Source organism: Nostoc sp. UIC 10890 (genome assembly GCF_054786515.1).
On record NZ_JBSGKF010000001.1, the window covers coordinates 4,082,387 to 4,100,903 of the forward strand.

General features: G+C 42.2%; 15 protein-coding genes. 5 read left to right on the forward strand and 10 right to left on the reverse strand.

Annotated features, from left to right (window positions below):
- Positions 1 to 47 precede the first annotated feature (47 nt).
- The 3 genes from ACWATR_RS16655 to ACWATR_RS16665 all read right to left on the reverse strand — a co-directional run bounded on the left by ACWATR_RS16655 (position 48) and on the right by ACWATR_RS16665 (position 4,173).
- Positions 48 to 1,556, reverse strand: coding sequence for an HlyD family secretion protein (locus ACWATR_RS16655; protein WP_460334517.1), 1,509 nt, complete (start codon positions 1,554 to 1,556; stop codon positions 48 to 50).
- A gap of 1,256 nt (positions 1,557 to 2,812) precedes the next feature.
- The gene (locus ACWATR_RS16660; protein ID WP_460334520.1) at positions 2,813 to 3,184 is read right to left on the reverse strand and encodes a CTB family bacteriocin; all 372 of its coding nucleotides are present in this window, start codon (positions 3,182 to 3,184) and stop codon (positions 2,813 to 2,815) included.
- Between the two features lie 287 nt (positions 3,185 to 3,471).
- Positions 3,472 to 4,173, reverse strand: coding sequence for a diacylglycerol/polyprenol kinase family protein (locus ACWATR_RS16665; RefSeq protein WP_460334523.1), 702 nt, complete (start codon positions 4,171 to 4,173; stop codon positions 3,472 to 3,474).
- A 60-nt stretch (positions 4,174 to 4,233) separates the two neighbouring features.
- On the opposite strand from ACWATR_RS16665, the gene yidD reads away from it, so the two are divergent.
- From yidD to ychF, 3 genes are all read left to right on the forward strand, one after another.
- The gene (gene yidD, locus ACWATR_RS16670; RefSeq protein WP_460334526.1) at positions 4,234 to 4,500 is read left to right on the forward strand and encodes a membrane protein insertion efficiency factor YidD; all 267 of its coding nucleotides are present in this window, start codon (positions 4,234 to 4,236) and stop codon (positions 4,498 to 4,500) included.
- Positions 4,501 to 4,632: 132 nt separating this feature from the next.
- Entirely contained in the window at positions 4,633 to 4,854 is a 222-nt protein-coding gene (locus tag ACWATR_RS16675) for a hypothetical protein (RefSeq protein WP_460334529.1), read from the forward strand.
- A gap of 45 nt (positions 4,855 to 4,899) precedes the next feature.
- Positions 4,900 to 5,991, forward strand: coding sequence for a redox-regulated ATPase YchF (ychF, locus tag ACWATR_RS16680; RefSeq protein ID WP_323234766.1), 1,092 nt, complete (start codon positions 4,900 to 4,902; stop codon positions 5,989 to 5,991).
- Between the two features lie 165 nt (positions 5,992 to 6,156).
- Here the strand turns inward: ychF and ACWATR_RS16685 are convergent, their stop codons facing one another.
- The 6 genes from ACWATR_RS16685 to ACWATR_RS16710 all read right to left on the reverse strand — a co-directional run bounded on the left by ACWATR_RS16685 (position 6,157) and on the right by ACWATR_RS16710 (position 14,646).
- A complete protein-coding gene (locus ACWATR_RS16685; RefSeq protein WP_460334533.1) occupies positions 6,157 to 7,071 on the reverse strand; it encodes a hypothetical protein in 915 nt (304 codons plus the stop codon).
- Between the two features lie 196 nt (positions 7,072 to 7,267).
- Positions 7,268 to 9,547, reverse strand: a complete 2,280-nt coding sequence (locus ACWATR_RS16690) for a hybrid sensor histidine kinase/response regulator (RefSeq protein ID WP_460340459.1) — start codon at positions 9,545 to 9,547, stop codon at positions 7,268 to 7,270.
- 5 nt (positions 9,548 to 9,552) lie between these two features.
- Positions 9,553 to 9,999: a response regulator gene (locus ACWATR_RS16695; protein WP_460340462.1), complete on the reverse strand. Its 447-nt coding sequence runs from the start codon at positions 9,997 to 9,999 to the stop codon at positions 9,553 to 9,555.
- On the reverse strand, positions 9,996 to 12,692 hold the full coding sequence (locus tag ACWATR_RS16700; RefSeq protein WP_460334536.1) for a GAF domain-containing protein: 2,697 nt from the start codon (positions 12,690 to 12,692) through the stop codon (positions 9,996 to 9,998). The genes ACWATR_RS16695 and ACWATR_RS16700 overlap by 4 nt, the downstream gene beginning before the upstream one ends.
- Positions 12,693 to 13,738: 1,046 nt before the next feature.
- Complete coding sequence (locus ACWATR_RS16705) at positions 13,739 to 14,146, reverse strand: hypothetical protein (protein WP_460334539.1); 408 nt, start codon at positions 14,144 to 14,146, stop codon at positions 13,739 to 13,741.
- 287 nt (positions 14,147 to 14,433) lie between these two features.
- Positions 14,434 to 14,646: a hypothetical protein gene (locus tag ACWATR_RS16710; protein WP_460334542.1), complete on the reverse strand. Its 213-nt coding sequence runs from the start codon at positions 14,644 to 14,646 to the stop codon at positions 14,434 to 14,436.
- 713 nt (positions 14,647 to 15,359) lie between these two features.
- Between ACWATR_RS16710 and ppk1 the strand changes: the two genes are divergently transcribed.
- Positions 15,360 to 17,540, forward strand: a complete 2,181-nt coding sequence (gene ppk1, locus ACWATR_RS16715; protein WP_460334545.1) for a polyphosphate kinase 1 — start codon at positions 15,360 to 15,362, stop codon at positions 17,538 to 17,540.
- A gap of 191 nt (positions 17,541 to 17,731) precedes the next feature.
- Positions 17,732 to 18,148 carry a response regulator gene (locus tag ACWATR_RS16720; protein ID WP_460334548.1) on the forward strand — a complete coding sequence of 139 codons (417 nt, stop codon included), beginning with the start codon at positions 17,732 to 17,734 and terminating at the stop codon, positions 18,146 to 18,148.
- Positions 18,149 to 18,274: 126 nt separating this feature from the next.
- Here the strand turns inward: ACWATR_RS16720 and ACWATR_RS16725 are convergent, their stop codons facing one another.
- Positions 18,275 to 18,448: a hypothetical protein gene (locus tag ACWATR_RS16725; protein ID WP_181927827.1), complete on the reverse strand. Its 174-nt coding sequence runs from the start codon at positions 18,446 to 18,448 to the stop codon at positions 18,275 to 18,277.
- Positions 18,449 to 18,517: the final 69 nt, after the last annotated feature.

Here is an 18,517-nt window from a genome sequence, read left to right on the forward strand (position 1 = left end):
TACCGACCTTTAAAATTGGTACACAAAGTCAGCAGAGCAATTTTGAATTAAAAATCTGTAATTAATCGAGCTTTTCTGAGAATGAAATGAAGTACCGTTTCTTGGCGGGAAATAATATCTGCTCTACCTTCCATCCCCGACTTTAGATGACACTGGCGATCGCCTCTACCCAAATATGGTTTTTGCGGTTGAATAGTTACCTGATAAGCGAGTACCTGCGCCACATTCTGATCTACGTTGTTTTTTAAAGTTGGTAGAGCATCAGGTGCAACTGTTTCGACGGTTCCTTGGAGAGTTCCATAGTCTGGATAGGGACAAGCGGAAACTTGCATTTGGACTTTTTGACCCGCTTTTACCTTGTCAATATCTTGAGCCTGCACGCGAGTTTTAATTAACAAAGGAGCTTTGAGGGGAGCAATCTGAGCGATCGCTTCACTGGGTTGCACTACCTGTCCTGGATTGCGAAGATTCAATTGCAGCAGGGTTCCGGCGATTGGCGATCGAATTACACTCTTATTTAGATCGGTTTTTACTTGTTGTAGTTCTTGACCACTGCGATCGAGTTGCTTTTGCAATTCAAGGCGCTGCTGTAAAAGAGTCTCTCTTTCTTTGTTCAAAGCGGCTAAGGTCGCTTCACCTTTTGCTTGTTCCTGCTTAATCCGTTCAGATGCCACCGTTACAACAGCATTACTAGGATTGATCGCGGTTCTAGCCTTTTGTAAGTCCGTTTGTGCCACCTTAAAAGCGTATTCTTTTTCCTCCATGAGATTTTTAGCGTTAGCTTTAGCTTCTTCTAGCTTCGCCTCAGCAGACTTAACGGCTTGTTCTTTTTCCTCAAACAGATTACGAGGAACTGCTCCCGATGCTACTATCGGCTGCAATCGCTCTCTTTGTAGCCGAGTTAATTTCAAAGCTGCTTCCGCCTCTTGAACCGTTGCTATTAAGACTTTTTCTCGCAGCAATCGCTCTTTTTGCACCTTCGCTAAGGTCAAGGCTGATTCTGCTTTTGTCATATCAGCTGTAGCTTTAATTTGCTGATCTTGATAGTTGCGTTGAATACCACCTAACTCAGCTTGTGCAGCCATAATTGTGCGGTTAATTAAGTTTGTCTGAGCCGCAATCTGGACATTCATTTCACCGAGTTGAGCATCAATTTGATTTAGTTGCAATTGACTCTGCTGAATACTGCTTTCTAATTGACTTTTTTGGGTTTGGAGTTGAGAATCATCAACGTAAGCAATAGCTTGTCCTTTAGTTACCACCTGATTTTCTTGAACATCTATCTTTTGAATGGTTCCATTCATCGCAGACTGAACAATTCGCTGTTCTCCAACAGGTCGAATACTTGCAGGGACTTTAACCGTGACGTTGTAATTCAGAACTGATGTAAGACTAACTCCTGCCACAAAAATAGTTAGCAGAATTCCTCCTCCAAAGTTTGTCCATTTACCGAGATGAGGGAGAAACTCGTTAACTTCAACTAAATGAAGTTGGTCTGGATTAGGTTCATTAAACCTATTCCAAGAAGAGTCCTCCACTGTGCGTAAAGATTTCACGGCATTGCACCTTTTGTTGTGAATGGATACATGAAAAAATCAGGTGATCTAAAAGTCAAGCCTGTTGCGTTGACACAAAAGCATTGATAAATCCCTCTAAATAAGGTGTTTACGGCTTACCTGCTAAAAATACTTTGCTAAAAAATTGAAACGCTAACAGATGCTGCTAACAGTGACAAACATCATGCTTTACAATGTTCTATAATCGAAAAGGGGGGAAGAGAAAGGTATGCGCGACGCGCCAGAATCACCTTCCTCAAATTTCTAACGTGTGCAACGCGTTAAAAAAATGTAGGAGAATGCTCAAACTCCCTCAAAGTCCTCACTTACGTTGAGCGAGTCATAATAGTCTCCTTCATCCCCCTTTTATTCCCAAAAATGCGACAATTTAGTGTGGCATTATTGTTAGCCTCACTAGCATAATCCTAATGAAAAATCACCATTACAGAGATTGATTGGTGGATGTAGTTTTGCGGAAAGTCTTGATTTTAGATATTTGGGTTATATATAAAGCCAGAACATCTGTAGACAGGATATTTTCAAAATCTGCGATCGCTTCTACAAATCAATGAGAAGAAACCTTGAGTGGCGAAATTGTTCAACACCACCTAGATAGCACAGTCAACTTCGCTATCTGACTAAACAAATCGCCATTCTTAACTATTTGAAAACCCATACTCACCATTTTCTGCTTAAATTTGTGAAGCGCTCTGATGTGACAACTTTTGCAGGTAACTTGTGGAAATAGTTAAAGGAAAGAGACGGCGAGTAAACCTGTAATTTCCGTGGAAACAGATCCACCCAAATCGATGTCATTATTTGATATGACATCATTGGTTAGCCTCACTTACGTACCTCTTTTATAAAAGATTCCAGAGCCTAACTCGCTGATGGAGTTTTCCTTAAGGTATTTAGCTAAATCATTAGGTTGTACAAAAAGGAAAATTACAGGAAAGCTCTGGAATCTAGGGCTGGTTCAAGCACCCAAGGAGAGAAAGCCTTGAGCAACCATATTACTCAGCACTATCACGATAGCGAAGTTTGCGGTATTGTTTTGGAAATTGAATAAGGTGACTCTTGCAATATCAGCTATTTTGTTCAAAATTGCACATTTTAGGTAGGGGAGTAGGAACCCAGAACGAGTCTCATAAAAAACTTGATTTATTCTTCACTTTTGACTGTTTGAGAACCCACTTACTATTCACTACCTAAATTTGTGAAGTGCTTTGGTGTGACAGCTGATTCTTTCAAGCCATCTATGCGTCGCCATTTTCAAGACCGTTCTCCAGTCCGTTCTCAGTACCGTTCTCCAGTCCGTTCTCAGTACCGTTCTCAGTACCGTTGGCTTGATCACCACCAACTGGTGACGTACCCAAGGCTCCAATTCCTGTAGGAATATTTCCACCCAAGCCCAAGAAGTCTTGTGCAGCAGTATTGACGGTATTACTAATGCCTGCGGAAGCGGCCTTGCTACCGTGGGGGCCGGAACTGGTTTTTCCAAATAAAATATTCCGTCTGTTACCGAAATTGCTGCCGCTCAACTCAAAGTCGGCACCACCGACTAGCATCTGTTGTTGCTCGTCAGATAACTCGTTAAGCAACTCAGATGTAATTATTTGATGTGACATGATTGTTAGCCTCACTTACGAAATTAGGTGTGTGTCCACCTAAGACCCAACTATAGGCATTGTTTGTCAGGATTTCATAAACCTGGAGACATAAAACAAAATTGCATTTTTGTTTCTCAAGATAGATATAAAATCCTGTATTTGTTTTAGATATATCAATGCGCTAGAGCAGGTATAGTCAATATTTGGTGTTTTTGAAGGTATTTACTGTAAATGAACATATATTCACATATTTTGAATACCTACAACCACAAGCTGTACATGATGGTATGGGTCAATCTGACTTTTCACATCATGAATAACTGACTTAAAAAGTAGGCAAGGGCTGCACTACCTAAAGGAACTGTCAAATTGTCAATACCCAAAAATGAAACAGCTTCTAAAGCTGTAGCCATAACTGCTACTAAAAGTGATACAACCCAAGTTGGCCAACTGTTTCCTTGAGTTCCAACTAAAATCAAACTACTGACAAGATAGCTAACGAGCATCATAGTCAGGGAGCCTTCCCAACTTTTTTCTGTCCCAAAAACTTTATACTTGTGTGTACCAAAGCGTTGCCCAATTAAGGCTGCTAGTCCATCTCCCCAAGTCATAATCAAGATTCCTAATGCTGCGTACTGGGGTTGTTGCAAGTACCAGAACCAGGCGACTAAAATACCGAAACTGACAGAGTAAAAGAATGTCCCTAAACTTTGGCGTCCAACGCTATTAATACCAGGAAGAATGGGCAATCGATAGGATAATAAGGTGATTGCACTGGCTAAAATAGAAGCTGTAATCCCGACTCTAGCGGGAATATCGAGCCACCAAGCGATTAAAATCACATTACCAGTGCCAATATGAACTATCTTCCGCACGATTTCTGGCTTGTCGGCAAAGCGGTTTACCACCCATGCAATTAGGAGAATGAGTAACACCCAAATTGCAGCCAACGCAATTTGCAGCCATAAAACCGGAATTGAGGTGAAATCAGAAAATGTAATTAACAAAGATGCGACAAGATGAAATTTTTACCTCTGTTACTAATTTATAAGATTTAGGTAACTGCAATGAAACTATTATTGATTTGGCTGATTCAGGGCTACCGAATGTTTATCTCGCCGTTGTTTCTCCCGACTTGTCGCTTTCAACCAACTTGTTCGATGTATGCTATTCAAGCTATTGAACGATTTGGAGTATTGCGTGGTAGCTGGATGGCAACCCTACGGATTTTGCGCTGTCATCCGTTTCATCCAGGTGGTTACGACCCAGTACCAGAGGTGGTGGTGGAGCAGAGGGGCAGAGGAGCAGAGGAGCAGAGGGGCGGGGAAGAATAATTAATAAGCAATTTCTAATGCCTGATGCTCAAGTTAAAGGAAGTGTCGCTGGGTATAGCCATTTGGGGAGATGTCAACAACTGAGGTTGTCATCTACCTTGGGAAGGTTGAATAATTTAATTTAGACTTACCATGCTTAATCCTACTGCGATTTCTATACCCGAACCACGTATTCCCAATCCCGAACCGAACCCGCTACCTAGTCCCGAACCAGTACCAAGTCCAGGGATTCCCCAACCCTTACCGGGGCCTGTACCAGAACCAGTACCTACTCCTATACCTGTGCCAGTTCCAGGGCCAATTCCTCAAACAGTTCCAGCACCAATTCCCCAAACCATACCGGAACCTGTTTAGATTACCTTGGTAATGTAATCCAAAATCTCAAATCTAAAATCCAAAATGCTAAGAGCCGGAATTGTCGGACTTCCCAACGTCGGAAAATCTACTTTATTTAATGCTGTAGTTGCTAATGCCAAGGCAGAAGCAGCTAACTTCCCTTTTTGCACGATTGAACCGAATGTCGGCGTTGTCGCAGTACCGGATGAACGGTTAAATGTTCTTGCTAAGATTGCCAGTTCGGTACAAATTATCCCGGCGCGGGTTGAATTTGTAGATATTGCCGGTTTAGTTAAGGGTGCAAGTCAGGGTGAGGGATTAGGGAATCAATTCCTTTCCCACATCCGGGAAGTTGATGCGATCGTCCATGTGGTACGTTGTTTTGAAAATGACGATATTATCCACGTTGCTGGTTCTGTCGATCCAGCGCGAGATATTGAAATCATTAATATAGAACTGGGTTTATCAGATTTAGCACAAATTGAGCGGCGAATTGATCGTACTCGTAAACTAGCTCGTACCAGCAAAGATGCACAGTTTGAAATCACAGTCTTAGAAAAATTAGCTGCGGCTTTAAATGAAGGTAAATCGGTGCGTCAGGTGAGCTTAAATGAAGAAGAAACAGAAATTATTAAAGGATTAGAACTGCTCACTTATAAACCGATTATCTACGCCGCCAATGTATCTGAGGATGAGTTGGCGACTGGTAATCATTTTGTGGAAACAGTACGGCAAATTGCAGCAACTGAAAATGCCCAAGTTGTGATAGTTTCGGCTCAAGTTGAAGCTGAATTAGTGGAATTACCAGAAGAAGATAAAGCTGATTTTCTTGCGTCTTTGGGTGTGGAAGAAGGCGGTTTGAAATCATTGATTCGGGCAACTTACACGCTTTTAGGCTTACGGACATATTTCACTTGTGGCCCTAAAGAAACCCGTGCTTGGACAATTAATGCTGGAATGTCTGCACCTCAAGCTGCTGGTGTAATCCATAGTGATTTTGAGCGGGGATTTATTCGCGCTGAAACTGTTGCTTATAAAGATTTGGTAACAACTGGTTCGATGAATGCTGCAAAGGAGAAAGGGCTGGTTCGCAGTGAAGGGAAAGAGTATGTTGTGCAGGAAGGGGATGTAATGTTGTTCCGATTTAATGTGTAGGGGGTAATTAATCAGTGACCGTTATCAATCAGATAATGGTCAACCCACACCAAGTTGCGTAGGCTTTGCCCGCCTTAGACATCACACTTGTAAGTATTGACAAAATATTCGATATATGTATCGTAACTTGCTAGCGATCGCAAATAAACCAGCAATCCTCAAAATCTAGTAGCTACTTCCACCCAAGACGTATACATAGGAACCCAAATTCTCATCATCTGTACCAACAATCACACCGCCTTTTGCACCAGGAACAAGTTCCATACCTTCAATTTTGTGGTAATCAAAGCGGTAGAGGGGAACAAGTTGAGAATTTTGTCGCCATGCAATTTTGTTACCATCCAATCCTAAATAACCAGCGACATACACCGCAGACTGAAATGGGCCATCATCTCCGGCATCACTTGCTGAGGTGATGTACACAATTCCTACGGGATCTATCTTAATATCTGAAATATGACGAACATTGCCAGATGGAAACGGTACTTTCAGATTGGCAGAACCTTCAAGAGTAATTTGATATTTAACTAAGTCAAACATTCCCCAAAAAATAGTTGCTGGTTGTTCTCCTTCACCTCGATGTCCCCAAATAGCAACTAATTTGCCATCTATATTTTGCAATCCAAATGCTTCAAAATTATTTCCTGGAATAATTCCTGGAAGATTGAATTCCTTGAGAACTGAAATGGTCTTATTGGCAGGCTCTAACTTGATGTAATAAGCTTTTCCAGAACTACTGATAGCGATAAAAGAGGATTTTGTTTTGTCTGGAACAGATGTTAAAGCTTCTAAGTCGATGGGAAACTCTGTATTATTTGGCCAGTTCAAGGGGAAATATTCAGGTTGGTTTTTACCCTTAATGCTGATGATTGCTACACGACCTTGATTTTTTTGTTTGTTGTCATGGACAATCAGAAAATCGAGCGTATTGCTTTGCTGCTCTATCAAAGCCATACCACTGATGCCGAAAGGGATACCACCGCGAACCGGACGCCAATCTTGCGCCCCAACTTGCTGGGATATGAGTAACAATGCACTCAAGATTACTATATTTATAATTAACCTAAGAAATCGAGGCATATTGATTTAGCGAAGCTCTGAGTATCGGTAAGAGATGTGTGTTAGCCGATGCTCAATCATATCAAATCCAGGCGATCGCACCATTCAATAAAGCAGCCTTTTGTACTCACAGCTATGGAGTCATTTAAGTAATTATACTAATGCCGGATTAAGATAAAGATAATAAGTCCCGTCTTGGCAAGGCTACGGTATAGACTCAAGATAATACTTTCTGTAAAGAAAGCAATAATTCGTTGACAGTATAAGGCTTCGACAAAAACGTATTAATACCAATGGCAGCTGCTGCACTGAGCTTATTGTCAGACATAAGTCCACTACTGGCAATAATTCTGACTTGGGGATTGATTTTTTGCAGGGTACGGATGGCAGTTAAACCATCTAACGAGGGCAGCATCATATCCATCAGTACAACACTAATTTTGTCCCTATTTTTAGCGTATAACGCGATCGCCTCAATGCCATCACTGGCAATTAAGGTTTTGTAGTTGTGAGTTTCCAATGATGTTTTCGTAATCTCTTGAATGGCAACTTCATCATCCACAACCAAAATCAATTCTCCATGTCCTGTCTGTGGTGGCAAATTTTCGGGGCTGAGTGTTTCCATTCCCCCCACTGCTGGTAAGTAAACCTTAAAGCTAGTGCCACTTCCAGGTTCACTGTACACGTTCACAAAACCTCCGTGGCTTTTAATAATACCCAGTACTGTGGAAAGTCCTAAACCAGTGCCTTGTCCCACATCTTTTGTGGTGAAGAATGGCTCAAAAATTCTATCTAATATTTCTCTAGGAATCCCAACTCCAGTATCGGAGACAGTAATCACTGTGTAAGGCCCCTCTTTGGCTTCCAGGTTCATCCGGGCATAATTTTCGTCAATCAACAGATTTTCGGCAGAGATACTCAAATTACCGCCATTGGCCATCGCATCGCGGGCGTTAACGCAGAGGTTCATTAGTACTTGATGCAGTTGGGTGCTATCTCCAGAAACCATCCACAAATCCTGCGGTATATCGGTGCTGATTTCTATAGATTTAGGAAACGTCTCTTTCAGAATCTTGCCAACTTCCACAATTATGTGTCTGAGTTGCAAAGTGATGCGCTTCCCTTCTACACCCCGCGCAAAGGACAGCACCTGTTTGACTAAATCAGCGCCGCGTCTAGCGTTGATTTCCAGAATTTCCAGTAGATGGCGAGTTCGCTGATCTGCATCGGGAAATTTCAGCGGTAGCAGTTGCGCTCCTGCTAGAATCGGTGTCAGGATATTATTGAGGTCATGAGCAATACCACTAGCTAAAGTGCCAATACTTTCCAGGCGTTGAGCGCGAAACAATTGGGCTTCTAAGTGTTTTTTATCGGTAATATCTGTGTCAACGGTGAGAATTGATTTAGGTTTGCCCTGTTCATCGCACACCAGACTCCAGCGACTAGCAACGAGAATTTCCTTGTCCATTTTAGTAAGTTTAGTTAACTCACCCTGCCATTTACCTTTACTAAGAGTTTGCAACAGAGCCGCTTCGATTTCTGGTGAAGGTTCGTCATACAAAAGCTCACTAGCATTTTTGCCCCAAGCCTCTGTCGCTTTCCAGCCGTAAAGTGTTTCTGCACCTTGGTTCCAGAAAATAATTTGATTGTTTAAATCTCGGACGCAAATGGCATCTGTGGTGACATCTAGTAATGCTGCTTGTTCGCGGATTTTTTCTTCTGCCAATTTGCGATCGCGCATTGCAGCTTGGCGTTCGCTAATATCAATACTGGCGCAAGTCACGCCAACAACTTCTTGCGCCTCATTTCGCAATGGCTCGACAGTTAAATCATAATATCGAGTTGTATCTTTGATGGTTATTGACACTTCCTCTCGCGTTCCTATGCCCGTGGTTAGCACCCCACGTTTAATTGTGATGAGACGTTGAGCATCTTCTAGTGGGATGATATCTAAGTCTTGTTTGCCCAATATTTCTTCAACAGTCACTCCAGATGGAGGATTGTAAACCCAGGTGTAGCGTAACTCCTTATCTTGGTTGTAGACAAAGATTGGAGAGTTTTTCAGGGCAACCCGAAATCGCTCCTCACTATGGCGCAGTGCATCGTCTGCCCGTTGACGCTCAATGGCATAACGCATAGAACGCACCAGCAAGTCGCCAGTTACTTGCCCTTTTACTAAATAATCCTGTGCTCCTTGCTGCATTGCCCTAGTTGCTAGGGTTTCATCATCTATACCTGTCAGCACAATTATTGGAGTAGCTTTTGCCTGAACGTGAGCCATGACAAAGGTTTCCAATCCCTGGCTATCTGGCAGCGAGAGGTCTAACAGAATTACATCAAAAACTTCCTTTCCTAAGTAGTTGAGGGCTTCGGAAAGCCGCTCAACGGGCATCAACTCAACTACAACTGTGCTAACTTCCTTTAACAACTCCTGTAATAAAAAGACATCACCAGGGTTATCTTCTACTAACAAGACTTTAATATTTTTACCTGCCATTTCCACTACTCCGGTGGCAGTTTTACGATCGCAAACCAAAAATTTTCTATTGATTGTACAATTTTAACGAATTGATCGAAATCTACTGGCTTAGTTATATAACAGTTGGCAGAAAGATTATAGGCTTTGAGGATATCTTCTTCAGCTTGAGAAGTGGTCAGGACGACTACAGGAATTCGTTTGAGGTTTTCATCTCCTTTAATTTCTGCCAGTACCTCCCGCCCATCTTTTTTAGGGAGGTTTAAATCCAGCAGTATAATATCTGGATGGGCTGCTTTAGCATATTGATCCTGTTTTCGCAAGAATGCCATTGCCTCTACACCATCTTCGACCACATTTAAGTGAATCGAGATTTTGCTATCTTCCAGGGCGATGCGTGTGAGTTGGGCATCGCCAGGATTATCCTCTACCAACAAAACCTCAATAGGCATAATCGCTGTTATGGTTCTCACCATTGCTTACCTGCTATATCTGGAATTGTGAAGTAGAAAGTCGAGCCTTGACCCGGTTTCGACTCAACCCAGATCCGGCCGCCGTGGCGTTCTATAATTTTCTTACAAATTGCCAGACCAATGCCAGTACCGGGATACTTGTCTCTACCGTGCAAGCGCTGAAAAATTATAAAAATACGTTCAGCATACTGGGATTCCAAACCAATTCCATTATCGCGCACCGAGAACAAATATTCGTGGGGACTGGGGATTGGGGATTGGGGACTGGGGACTGGGGACTGGGAATTGGGGATTGGGGATTGGGGATTGGGGACTGGGGATTGGGGACTGGGGATTGGAGGGGATAAGGAAGATGAGGTAGTATTTTCTTCCTCTGCTCCCCTGCTCCCCTGCTCCCCTGCCTCCTCTGCTCCCCCATCTGCTATCGTGAAGCCGATATGAATTTGTGGCTGCTGATTTTGGCAAAATTTGATCGCATTGGCGATGAGGTTTTGAAATACTTGTGTCAATTGGGTAGGATCAGCCATCACTTGAGGTAAAGTATCATAAGTGACAATGGCTCTACTATCTGCGATCGCAATTTGGAGATTAGCGATCGCCTGCTCTAAAACAACACTACAATCAACTGGCATAAAGGGCTGTCCACGGGTGCTGACGCGAGAATAGTTCAACAAATCGTTGATTAAGGTCTGCATCCGGCGGGCCCCATCTACTGCGTAAGTGATAAACTGATCGGCATTGGCATCCAATTGATGTTTGTATCTTCGCTCTAATAGCTGTAAATAACTGGTTACCATCCGCAACGGCTCTTGCAAGTCATGGGAAGCGATATATGCAAACTGTTCTAATTCTGCATTGGAACGCGCAAGTTCTTGACTTTGCTGGGTTTCTTTTGCTAATAGTTGCGCTTGAGATAAAGCAATCCCAATTTGGTTAGCTAATTGCTGTAACAACTCCATCTCAAAGTTATTCCACTGTCGAGGTGCGGCACACTGATGAGCCAGCAACAAGCCCCAAATGCCATCCCTGACGAGAATCGGCACTACCAGGTTAGCCCTGACAGCAAACTGCTGAAGAAATTCTCGATGGCATGGTTGAATATGAGCAGCTTCAATGTCTTCAATCGCACTTACTCTTCCCTGGCGATATCTTTCTATATATTCTTCTTTAAAGCAGGGGTCAAAAATATTTTCTCCTAAAATTACCGGCCAACCAGGTAGCACTGCCTCTTGTACCACTGTTCCCGAACCGTCAGTTTCCAGCCGAAAAATCAACGCACGGTCAGCTTGGAGTAACTTTTGTACCTCTGTCACCGTGGTTTTAAGAATTTCGTCTATTTGTAAAGATTCTCGAATTTTTAGGGTGATTTCGGCAAATAATTGCGATCGCAGATTTTGCCGCTTTAATTCTTCATCTGCCTGCTTGCGATCTGTGATATCTGTATAAGAACCCACCATCCGTACAATATCACCCAATGCGTCCCAAAGTGCCTGTCCTCGATCTAGAATCCATTTATAGCTGCCGTCTTGGCACTGGACTCGATATTCACAGACGTAAAACGGTGTTTTCTGGGCAAAGTGGTCTTGGAAAGCTTGAAGTACCCAATCTCGCTCATCGGGATGGATTCGTTTTGTCCATTCATCCCAACGGTGGGAAACTTCGTGGTCTTTATAGCCGAGCATTTCCTTCCATCGAGTTGAGAAGAACACTTCATTAGTCTTGAGGTTCCAATCCCAAATACCATCATTATTACCATGTAATGCTAATTGCCAACGTTCTTCACTTTCCCGTAGTGCTTCTGCTGTTCGCCGTCGTTCAGTAATATCTTGGAAATAAACAGACAAGCCGTCTTTTGCCGGATAGGCGTGGACTTGAAGCCAGCAGTTTAGTAGCGGATAAAACTCCTCAAATTCTACGCTAACCTGTTCTAAGATTGCCCTGTGATACTCACGATAGAATGTTGTGCCGATAATTTCTGGAAACGCCTCCCAGATGTTTTTACCCAAAAGCTCATTCTGGGTTTTTTGTAACAGCCGTTCTGCTTGACCATTAATATAAGTAAATCGCCACTTTTTATCCAAGGCAAAAAAACCATCAGTGATGCTTTCCAGAAGATTGGTGATCCGAGCTCTCGCAGCTTCAGATTGGGCGCGGGCTGCTTGCTCATGTGCCATCAGTTTCTCAGTAATTTGAGATACTTCAGTTACATGACGTCTGAGTTCTAATTGGTCGATTACCAAGCGACTTAAACCTACAAACGCCTCCACTTGTTTTTGGCTTAGTTGCCGTGGAACTTGGTCAATTGCACACAGAGTTCCCAGCATATCTCCCTTCGGAGTAATTAATGGTACACCTGCATAAAACCGTATATATGGGTAGCCAGTCACTACTGGATTATTTGCCAACTTCTCATCAGCTAGCGTATCAGGAACTACAACAAGATTACGCTGCTCTTGGCAAAGATAAGACAACCCAACACTCCGGGGCATTTCTGATACATTTAAACCTACTTTTGCCTTAAACCATTGACGATTTTCATCAATGAAATTTACCAAAGAGATGGGAGTGCCACAAATAAATGCCGCTAACTGAGCAAGATTGTCATAAGCTGCTTCGGGTTCGGTGTCAAGAATTTGATACTGGCGGAGGGCTTCTAACCTCGCTGCTTCTGTATCAATGTGTCCAGCTTTCATTAACTTTTCTTAATAAGTTTTAATTTTATATTCATTCAGCAGCTTGGCTACTTTATGAATAGCTTAACGTCGTGTACAACCTTTACTCTAACTTAGCCCTCTGCCTTCCTTGCTTATCAGGGAAAGAAGAAAATTTAAAGCCTTTTTCTTTTTAAGTCGAACATTACGTTAGCTTACGGCGTAACGCACCCTACTAATTTATATGTCTTCACATACATTAAATTTTTTTGCCGATTTACTCATAACCCAATACGCTTGGGTTAAGGGCTAATTGTACAAAATTGTGGGTTTTCGAGACGCGATAAATCGCCGTCTCTACAGGTGTTTTGGTCTTAGGGACTTCCAAATAAAAAATATTCAATTAACTCCTGTGGGGTGGGCGTCTCGCCATTGGTGTCAACTTAACGCAAAAACTATGTCCCGCAAGGAACTTCAGTTCCAAGAATCATAGCGAAAGTCATCTGAAGATGACTAGATATTCCCAAAGATATTCAGTCTACTTCAGTAGACTTTAGCTATGAGCCAGAGAATTCATTCTCTGGCAGGTTATGAAGCCCGCAGCGAAGCTATTTCTAGCTTAAGTTGACACCAATGAGCAATGTGCTTTACCCCTACCTACAGAATCAAATGATTAAGCCGTTTTGAATATATTTAACCAAAGATCAAAAACCCGGTTTCTATAAGAAACCGGGTTTATTATGGTAATATAGTACAGATTTCTGAAAATACTGCTCCTCAACTACACTCAAGGAGCCGTATTATCTCTTCAAATTTGTTACCTCTCACTTGCTACCTACTTTATTCTCCATAAACACTAGATATGGATGAAGGAAAGTAAGTTAGAGAGTTAATTAGGGAATTACCAAATACTTTGATGCAAATGTCTAGTGTGTGTATGTCACAGTTGTTTTATGTCAACTACTAACAACACATTTTCAAACTAAACTCAAGAAAACATTGCAAATCAACGCAAGGTGTGAAAACATCTAGACTAAAAGCCGACAGTTTTTTACACCATTGTGATTTTCTGTCAGATAATAATCAGTCTATTCTAAACCGCCAGCGCTAGCTGCTCTGACCAGGGTTGCGATGTCTACAACATCAGTAAAACCACCGGCAGTAATCGCTGCTGCGATCGCTGCTTCGATTGTTGTGCCGCTAGTTACCACAGATTCTTCAAGTGTACCTGGATCTATTTGGATATCTGTTACACTTTCAGTGTTTAGACCTGCGTCAGTAACTCCAGGTGTGACAGTTAATGGGCCGGGGAATTGCATACCACTAGGTGCAACTATTTCACCACTAACGCTGATAGAAGAACCTGATGGTCTAACGATTGTAACCGCACCACGAGCAGCAGCTTGATCTGCTTTTGCAGGTGCAGCAAAGAAATTGCTAACACCAACCAAACCTAATACGCAAACACTGCCTTTGATAACTGTAGATAGTTTCATGATTCACAAGCTCCTTGTGTTTTCATCTTTGCGTTTTCAATATAACCTTGAGTTCGGAGGAACATTTCAGTAACAACACTGAAATTATTCAAAATATCAAAGGTGATAAATTAAAAAATCTAATAGAAGAATTGTTAGTGCAGACCTGAGCAATAGCAGCCAAATACCTATAAAAACTTAGATTCTGCAAGGCTTGTATTTACTTAATACTGTGATAAAAATTGTGGCAATGCTTACCAAGTTCGGATTTTGGATAATCAAATCCCAAAAGCACTAGAAGTAAGGCTTTAGACTGCTTCCAGCATCATAATTCTCTGTAAACTCAGCTTAATAATTAGTGAGACATTTTGAGCCATACCCATGTCGTATCTTTGCCAAATCTTAAGTGCATCTTCATGTGTAATATGCTGTGGGCAACGATTTGAATCTCCAGACTGATTGCGATTCTCGTATGGATGCACAATATTTTGTAAAGGCGCACAACTGTAAGCCCCCACCATATTCCACACAATTGAAAACGGCTATAAAATCTAGTTATAGGTTGGGTAGGGTGATTCTCTGAAATAAAGGGCTATGCGATCGCACAAAGTACCCACCAGAAGCGATCTGATGGCAAAAACCTAAAATTCCTTGGTAATGTTAGGGAAATCCAAGAAATAAATTATCTAATATTGTGGGGTGGGTCGAAAAGCCACTGGTGTCAACTTAAGCCAAAAATAGCGTACTGATTGGGTGTTGTTCACCCGCCAGTTCACCCGCCAGGGATTGTAAATCCCTGACTAATTGCTTAAGTCTACTGAAGTAGACTGAAAATTTTTGCGCTATGAAGTCCTCTTCAGAGGACTTTAGCTATGAGACAGGGATTTACAATCCCTGGCGGACGTGTGGTTTCGCGTTAAGTTGACACCAGTGGCATCTTGCCCACCATATAAACTGGGCGGGCGAGACGCCCACCCCACAGGAGTTAATTGGATATTTTTTATTTGGAAGTCCCTTAGCTTTCGTGCCTACACAAGTTTTTTAGTCTTTAACTGAAATTATTTAAATAGAAATAGATTTTTGATTTAAAGATTATATCTATCTCACACCAGTAGTGAGGTAGAGAATCAATATAGCCAAAAATTACCTCAGCGTTATGCTCAAGCACCATTTAACTTACTATGTTTATTGTCCCCCAGTTCAATGGGCTACATCTGCCTACGCTTAGGTCATTATGGCAAAATCTAAGAAAAGCTCTACCCCCATCAATCTCAGCGATCCACAATATTATCTTAACCGAGAGTTAAGCTGGTTAGAATTTAATGGCAGAGTGTTACATGAAGCCTGTGACGATCGCACCCCACTTCTGGAACGCCTGAAGTTTTTGGGAATATTCAACTCTAATTTGGATGAGTTTTTCATGGTGCGGGTTGCTGGTTTAAAGCAACAAGTAGAAGCAAAAGTCAGCCTGTTAACTCCCGATGGTCGGACACCACAACAACAGTTAGACGATATTAGGTCTACGCTCATTCCCCACGTCAAGAAAGAGCATCAACATTTTGAAGAAGTACTTCGTCCGTTACTAGCAAATCATGGCATCCATATCCTGAATTACATAGATTTGAATCAAAAACAGCGGACTCATCTCGACAGTTATTTTGAGGAACAAGTTTTTCCAGTTTTGACTCCCCTGGCTGTTGATCCTAGTCATCCCTTTCCTTTTATTTCTAATCTCAGTCTGAATCTGGCTGTTGTGGTCAAAAATCCAGACACCGAAGAAGAATTCTTTGCCAGAGTCAAAGTCCCCAGTGTTCTACCACGCTTTTTACCAATACCGCCTGAGTTGGGAGATCAGAGTAGCGAAAAACCTGCCCACTGGACTGGAGTACCTTTAGAACAAGCGATCGCTCATAACTTGGAATCTCTATTTCCAGGGATGAATATTCAAGAATATCATCCGTTCCGGATTACCCGTGATGCCGATTTGGTCTTAGAAGAAGATGAAGCAGATGATTTATTGTTAGCGATCGAACAGGAATTGCGAAAACGGCGACTAGGTGGGAGTCCAGTCCGGCTAGAAATTCAGTCTCAGACTCCTGACATAGTGCGATCGCGATTATTGCAAGATTTGGAATTAACAGAAAGCGATCTCTACGAAGTAGACGGACTTTTGGGACTGCGGGATTTGATGTATTTTATGTCCTTGCCACTGCCAGAACTCAAAGATCCACCACGCCAATCTGTTGTACCAATACGCCTACAAAGACTGAGAGAACCGAGTTTAGATCCAGATGTCCTGGAAACGGACGAAGGAAAAGACTTTTTTGCTGTGATTCGGGAAAAGGATTTACTAGTACACCATCCTTATCAATCCTTTTCAGAAACAGTCGTGCGCTTTATCACCCATGCCGCCTACGATTCAAATGTGTTAGCCATCAAGATGACCCTTTACCGGACTTCTGGTGACTCACCCATCGTCAACGCCTTAATTGCCGCTGCCGAAAATGGCAAGCAGGTATCTGTACTGGTGGAATTAAAGGCGCGGTTTGATGAGGAGAATAACATTTACTGGGCAAGACGACTAGAAAGAGTTGGAGTTCACGTAGTCTATGGTTTAGTGGGGCTGAAAACCCATAGTAAAACGGTTATGGTAGTACGGCGCGAAAAAGACCGGATACGTCGCTACGTGCATATTGGGACTGGTAACTATAACCCCAAAACCGCACGACTGTACACAGATTTGGGATTGTTTAGTTGCCGTGAAGAATTGGGTGCTGACATCACAGATTTATTTAATTTCTTGACAGGCTACTCTTTACAAAAATCTTATCGAGAGTTGCTGGTTGCGCCTGTGAATATGCGCGATCGCTTTTTGTCACTAATTCACCGCGAAATCGAAAATGTTCAAAACGGGTTTTCTGGGCGCATTGTTGCCAAAATGAATTCCCTAGTCGATCCACAAATTATCGCCACACTATATGAAGCTTCCCGCGCCGGAGTGCAAATTGACTTAATTATTAGGGGCGTTTGCTGTTTGCGCCCAGGACTCAAAGACATTAGTGAAAATATTCGCATAATCAGCATTGTCGGTCGCTTTTTAGAACACTCTCGGATTTATTATTTTCATAACAATACACAGGAGGAAATCTATATCGGCAGTGCCGACTGGATGCGCCGGAACCTAGATCGCCGAGTCGAAGTAATTACCCCAGTCAAAGACCCTGATATTGCCAAAGATTTGCAAGAAATTATGGGAATTATGCTCGCAGATAATCGTCAAGCTTGGGAATTACAAGCCGATGGCACTTATATTCAACGTCGTCCTTATGATGATTCTCCAGAAGCAAATTCCCAAAAAATTCTTATGAACATGGCATTACGCTCAACTGGTGTAGCCTCAAACCTGATTGATTAAAAAATAAGTTACTTATACCTTGACAACTAGCTCAACTTAGTTTTTTTTAGAAAACTTTAATTTTCTGAGCAATTGTCTAAGTTGTTTTTCATGGGTTCACACAAGTTATTCAACCATAGGATAGAGTCAGGGCTGGCACTTGTTCCCATAAACTAGAGGGGTTATTTTGAATAATTTCGTCTTTCCCCTCAATGTTAATGTTATCCTGTGAGCTTTCTACCTTGCGTGTTCTAGTAGTTGACGACCACGAACTGACTCGTTTAACCTTGCAATTGGTTTTCTCTTGCCAGGAAAATATTCAAGTAGTAGGTTTAGCCAGCAATGGTGAAGAAGCGATAGAAATGGTTAAACGTTGCCATCCTGACGTAATTGTTCTAGATTTACAAATGCCTGTCATGGATGGCTGGAGTGCGTCTAGTCACATTAAAGCTATATCTCCGAACACCCAGATTCTTGCTTACTCCTCAGTAGAAGACGTAAACTTTCAGGGGACAAAGGCAATGTCTAGCTTTGATGATGTTTGCAAGAAAGATGTGCCTACAAACGAACTTGTTGCCTTAGTTAGGCAGTTAGGTCAGCGTGCAGGAGATGGTTCATTTGCAGGATAAATGATACAGCAATATTGTTTCGTCAACTCAGGCTTAGTTCAATTCTGGGGGTTTGAGCGCATGATAATAGTGAGGAGCGTCGGTATAGCCTTTTAAGGGTTAAACCGACGCTATTTTTAATGATTTCTACTCTACCGGAATGGTGCGTCTAAATTCATCAATTAATTCATCCAGTTCTTCCAAAGCCTGATTTACGTCAACTCTCAAAGTTCCCAGGTTTGGTTGCTCCAGTAGGCTTAACAGGTACTCGCGTTTATTTTGAACTGCGACAATTCGCTCTTTTATAGTCTGTAGATCCATTATTTTTTTCCTATCTTTCACTACCTTTAAGTTTAAAGTTAACTCAAAATCCTACCTTCTGGGACACTA